This is a genomic window from Natronomonas sp. (assembly GCF_046710025.1).
Taxonomy (GTDB): Archaea; Halobacteriota; Halobacteria; order Halobacteriales; family Haloarculaceae; genus Natronomonas.
Genome location: NZ_JBKEGK010000182.1, coordinates 1 through 5198 on the forward strand (window position 1 = coordinate 1; position 5198 = coordinate 5198).

A 5198-nucleotide genomic window follows, 5' to 3' on the forward strand; every position below is an offset into this window, starting at 1 on the left:
GGTCGCCGCGTGGAAGAACTCCCTGAATGGCGAGGATACTGACATTGACTGGCGATTCACTTCCGAAGACGCACGAATCAAACTACGGCGACTCTACCCATCAATTAACGATTGACAAAGCACTAGGGCCCGCGGTCGATCTTGTTCTCGTCGATCACGAGACCACAGTCGTCACACACCGTCTCGTCGACGTTCGCCGTCACCCGACCGCCACACTCCGGGCACGTGTTGGCCTCGTTCTGTTCGACATCCTCGTCGAACCCACGCTCGTACGCACTGTCTGTCCGTCCGCTCCGCGCCGCCGCTTGTTCACCGCGCTGTTCGACCGAATCCTTATGTGCTGTTACGTTCGTATCGTACATTGGATCTCAGTGATCCTGAAGGCGCCAACCACGGCGTCCGAAACCGCGATGTCACACCATCGCGGATTTCTCTGCATCACCCAACCAGTCACGTCGCGCCCTCGCTCGCGCCTTCGCGAGCGCCCTTGGGCGCGAGCGAGGGCGCGTCAGCCTCGGTATACAACCAGCCGCCCGCGCCGGCCCGGCGAGGGGGGCGACCGCAGGGAGCCCCCACGAGCCGGGGCTCGGGCGCTCGAAGTGCGGAGAGCGCCCGATGGCGCGGGCGGCGTGCCGTGGAAGAGAGTTGGACAGCGGCGAGCACAGCTCGGTTCGCTTACAGCTCCCGGCGCGCGAGGAGAGGTTGGGCGAGGGAACGGGGGCCGGTGGGTACGGGAGACGAGATGGGACGGGTCACACGCGCCGATGGCACCGGCTAGGAGGGATCAACACAGCCTGAAGTGCCCTGGTACCGCGACCCTCGGAAGGGTTATTCCTCGTTGCACTCTCCGTTTGTATGTAATGGCAAACGGTACGGTTGACTTCTTCAACGACACAGGCGGCTACGGTTTCATTTCGACAGACGACGGCGATCTTGACGACGACGAAGACGTGTTCTTCCACATGGAGGACGTCGGTGGCCCGGACCTCGAGGAGGACACCGAGGTCGAGTTCGACATCGAGTCCTCGCCCAAGGGCCCCCGCGCGGCGAATGTCGTTCGACAGTAATACCGGTATACACCTGTCGCTCACTCCGACAGACACCGATTCCGAATTTTCAGTCCGCTTCGATGTCTTGACCACCAGGTGACCTGACGAGAGAGTGAACTCCGATCCGTCGTCAGCGTTACCAAGCTACTCCGGAATGAGTGGGTCTTCAAGACGATATATCACACTGAGAGACCCGAACCGAAGCCCCAACGCTCGTGGTGGGGGCTGTTCACCCAGTCGATGTCGGGGCAGTGAGCACACTCTATCTCCACAGCGATGCGAGGTGACGCCCTGTCGATCTGTGCGCCGTTGTTTAAGTACTAATACGAACCAACTGGCCGTAGAAGCGCGGGAGACCGACCAATTCCGAAAATGGTCGGCGCGTGCGACAACACGCCCGACCGTGCTTCCCGAACGAAGCATGCATACGTATCAGACCTACTCACAAAAGAATGCCGACGAGGTACCGTCCGAACTCCCATCCGATACGCTCCGGCTCGGCGTTGACGGAGCCAGTTCGACGCACTATTTCTCCCGCATCGCCGATACCATCGTGGTCGTCGGCACCGACGGAGCAGTCGAATAACGGCAGGAGCTCGGCGACCGTCCGTTGCCGGCGTGGATCGACTACGTCAAGGCCGAACGCGGCTGGGCGGACCTCCGATACGCCGACTCGCTTGGCGACCTCATCGTCGACGCATTCGAACCGACACCGTAGTTCATCGATCTATTGGCCGATCGAAACCGAAGAAACAGCGATTTCCGGCGTTGCCCTGTGTCGAGTCGAACGCTTGAGTGACCCTCCGTAGACATCGAGTTCCGGACGTCGTTCAACGCCGGTCTCAACGATGTGCCGGTCCCAGCGTGGTACGACGTGCTTACGACCGAGTACCCCTCTGCTCTCGGATTTAACACGTACGTGGCCCTACACCGGAGTACATGCTCTACGATGCCGTCGCCGACCTGGAGATCAGCGTCGACAGCTACAGCCTCGACCGACGAGAGCGCGATACGTCGAGTGGGTTCACGAGAGCGACGACCGTCTTCTCGCTCCACGGCGACGGCGAGGTTGGTCGAGGCGAGGACGTCACGTACAACACCGACGCCCACGATGCGCTGGACGACGCCCCGGACACGTTCGATCTGACCGGGGCGTACACGCTCGAGGAGTTCTCGACACACGTGGGTGATATCGACCTCTTTCGCGGCGACGAGCCCGAACAGGCGATCTTCCGCAACTACCGACGCTGGGCCGTCGAGAGTGCCGCGCTCGATCTCGCGTTGCGACAGGCCGATACGGCCCTCGCCGAACGGCTCGGGCGTACGTACGATCCGGTTCGATTCGTCGTGAGCACGCGTCTCGAAGATCCCCCGACCGGCGACCGGGTACTCGAGTGGCTCGACCGGAATCCGGCGTTGGGGTTCAAACTCGACCCAACCTCCGAGTGGACCGACGACGTCGTCGAGCGCCTCGCAACGACCGATGCGGTGCGAACCCTCGATCTCAAGGGCCAATACCACGGTACGTCGGTGGATCAGCCCGCCGACCCGGATCTCTACGAACGGGTCATTGAGGGGTTCCCCGAGGCACTCATCGAGGATCCGGAACTGACCGAGGAGACGCGACCGCTGTTCGAAGGCCACGAAGCGCGTGTAACCTGGGATTATCCGATCCGAAGCGTCGAGACGGTCGACACCTTGCCCTGGGAACCGCAGTGGCTCAATATCAAGCCGTCCCGTTTCGGGTCGGTGCGATCGCTCTTCGAGACGATCGAGTACTGTCGCGAACACGAGATACGGATGTTCGGCGGTGGACAGTTCGAAATTGATATCGGCCGCCAACACCTCCACGCGATCGCGTCGCTGTTCTATCCGGACGCCCCGAACGACGTCGCGCCGAAGGCGTACAACGATCCCGACCCGAGTGGCGAGCTCCCGTCGAGTCCGCTCGCCCCGTCGACCGAGCTACGGGGACTCGCCTGGAGGTGAACAACGGCAAGAACGTTCGTTCTTCGAGTAGACATCTGCGTTTTGAGGTGGCTCCCGCTGAATATTAATCAACATCTCCGCGCCAACGCCGTTTTGTTGGTTAACGCTCTGCTCAAGTCCACAGCGCGCTCGAGCGTTGGGCGCTTTTGTTTATATACTAATTTTTGACAGAGGAAGCTTTAGTGGCCGTGTTTTGTACCGTGGTTTATATACTAATACGCATAAGTATACAGTAGAGGCGCGGGACACCGGCCGGAGGCGGTCGGGGCGTGCGACAACACGTTCGACGGCGCTTCCCGAACGAAGATGTACGACCGAACGCAATACCACGACACCACGAGAACCAGCCGAAGCGACCGACTCGGGCTTCCGGCCGATGCGACCGTACTCGGAACGGACGGCCACAGAGCCACGCACTACTACTCGGAGACGGCGAACACGATCGTCGTCGTCGACTCCGCGGACCTCATCGGCCAGCGGTGGTCCCCCGGCGAGCACTCGCTCACGACGAGTCGGCGGCGTGATCGAGGATTTCGATGGCGGCCACGTCTGGGAGATCGGGTATCTCTATCGACAGCAGACGAGTGTGCGTGATGTGTTGTGGCTGGTCAAGCGCGTGTACGTCGATCCGACAGCGCAGCGCGCACAGTATGCAGCCGGGATGGCTGCGTCCCACCTGACGGCCCTTGAAAGCGCGGTGAGCGAACGTATCGTAGAGTGGTCAACGCCCACTGAACACGATCGCACTGTCGAGCAGATCCCGTGCGGTGACGACGATACGATCGGCTCACAGCCAGTCTCGATATGAGCCGTCGACAAGCTCGTGGCGAGCCAAATCGCTTATATCGATGCAGAAGTGTCAGAGGCAAATACATGCATTCAATCGCGAATATTGGTATCAGATTGTCACCCCACTCGTTGCAACCGCAAGAGCGGGCCGACCGACAACGGAAACTGTTTTGACGGGGTACAATCGGAGGTGAAATCAGCTCCCTCGATAACAGCGTATGATCGCTGAGAGGACGCTTACCGACGAAGACTCCAACGTGGCTCTAATCGCCATCGGAACGAGGGAAAGCAAAGTGCAAGCATAATGAGTAAATCGCAGAAATATGGAATATCTTATACTTTAGAACTCTAGATAGGCACCGTCAACAGGTGGCTTCAAGCGCGCCCCCCCATGGTGGACGGCGGGTTCAGATATCGTAGCCGAATCGAGCGAGAAACGCTTCGCCGTCGCTGGTTCGGATCGGAACAGGGGCCACACTCCAAGTAAAATAACAGACTTATTATTGTTATTGCAATTGAGCCAACGTACGTAGCCGCCGGTTGATCGTCTGGATAGTCGACTTCTGTTCGGACATTTCAAACGGACTGGTTCGGCTGGGTGTTCATGTTGATGTTCACCTCGATGACGTTCGCCGATCGGATGACGCGCTGTGGCATCTCCTCTTGGAACCGATCCCCCTGCATGACGCTGGTCGGGCCGGAGACGCTCAGCGATCCGAGGACGTCGCCGTCCCCGTCCCGAACGGGTGCGCCAACGGCCCGGAAGCCGTCGATCTCCTCGCCGTCGTTGTACGCGTACCCCCGCTCGCGGATCCGTTCGAGTTCCGCAAACAGCGTCTCGGCCTCGGTAATCGTCTCCGTCGTCCGCGCGGGTAACCCGCGCTCATCGAGTATCTCCTCGACACGCTCGCGGGGAAGGTACGCGAGAATCGCCTTCCCAGAGGCCGTGTAGTGGAGGTGGTCGCGACGCTGGATCTTGTCGGTCTGGTACTCGCCCTCGACGCTGGTGTCGCCTTTGACCTGGTACAGGTTGATCCCGAAGCCGTCCTCCTCGGTCACGATGTGCGTGTACTGGTTAGTCTCCTCGGCGAGGTCGTCGACCTCCGGTCTCCCATAGCGATACAGGGGACTCCGATTGCGGACGTACTCCCCCAACACGGTGAATTTGAACGCGAGCCGATAGGTGTCCCCCCGCTGGACGAGAAAGCCGTTGTCCTCGAGCGTCCTGAGGTGGATGTACGCCGTGCTTTTTGAGATATCAAGCGCCGCGGCGAGTTCGGATGCGCCGACCTCGTCGCGCTCTCGAACCGCATCGAGAACGCGCGAGGCCATGTTGACGGTCTTCAGCGTCCGTGGCCCGCCGTCTCCTTT

6 protein-coding genes are annotated in these 5198 nt (G+C 60.4%); 4 read left to right on the forward strand and 2 right to left on the reverse strand.

Features of this window, described 5'->3' with window-relative positions:
* Nucleotides 1-122: 122 nt before the first annotated feature.
* Nucleotides 123-362 carry a TFIIB-type zinc ribbon-containing protein gene (locus tag ACI944_RS11370; protein ID WP_411719173.1) on the reverse strand — a complete coding sequence of 80 codons (240 nt, stop codon included), beginning with the start codon at nucleotides 360-362 and terminating at the stop codon, nucleotides 123-125.
* Nucleotides 363-860: 498 nt separating this feature from the next.
* On the opposite strand from ACI944_RS11370, the gene ACI944_RS11375 reads away from it, so the two are divergent.
* From ACI944_RS11375 to ACI944_RS11390, 4 genes are all read left to right on the forward strand, one after another.
* Entirely contained in the window at nucleotides 861-1067 is a 207-nt protein-coding gene (locus ACI944_RS11375) for a cold-shock protein (protein ID WP_411719174.1), read from the forward strand.
* A 403-nt stretch (nucleotides 1068-1470) separates the two neighbouring features.
* On the forward strand, nucleotides 1471-1635 hold the full coding sequence (locus ACI944_RS11380; protein ID WP_411719175.1) for a hypothetical protein: 165 nt from the start codon (nucleotides 1471-1473) through the stop codon (nucleotides 1633-1635).
* 353 nt (nucleotides 1636-1988) lie between these two features.
* Nucleotides 1989-3038: a hypothetical protein gene (locus ACI944_RS11385; protein ID WP_411719176.1), complete on the forward strand. Its 1050-nt coding sequence runs from the start codon at nucleotides 1989-1991 to the stop codon at nucleotides 3036-3038.
* A 520-nt stretch (nucleotides 3039-3558) separates the two neighbouring features.
* Complete coding sequence (locus ACI944_RS11390) at nucleotides 3559-3846, forward strand: hypothetical protein (protein ID WP_411719177.1); 288 nt, start codon at nucleotides 3559-3561, stop codon at nucleotides 3844-3846.
* Nucleotides 3847-4403: 557 nt separating this feature from the next.
* On the opposite strand, the gene ACI944_RS11395 is transcribed toward ACI944_RS11390, so the two are convergent.
* The coding region (locus tag ACI944_RS11395) for an IclR family transcriptional regulator (RefSeq protein WP_411719178.1) at nucleotides 4404-5198 on the reverse strand (795 nt) is incomplete at its 5' end.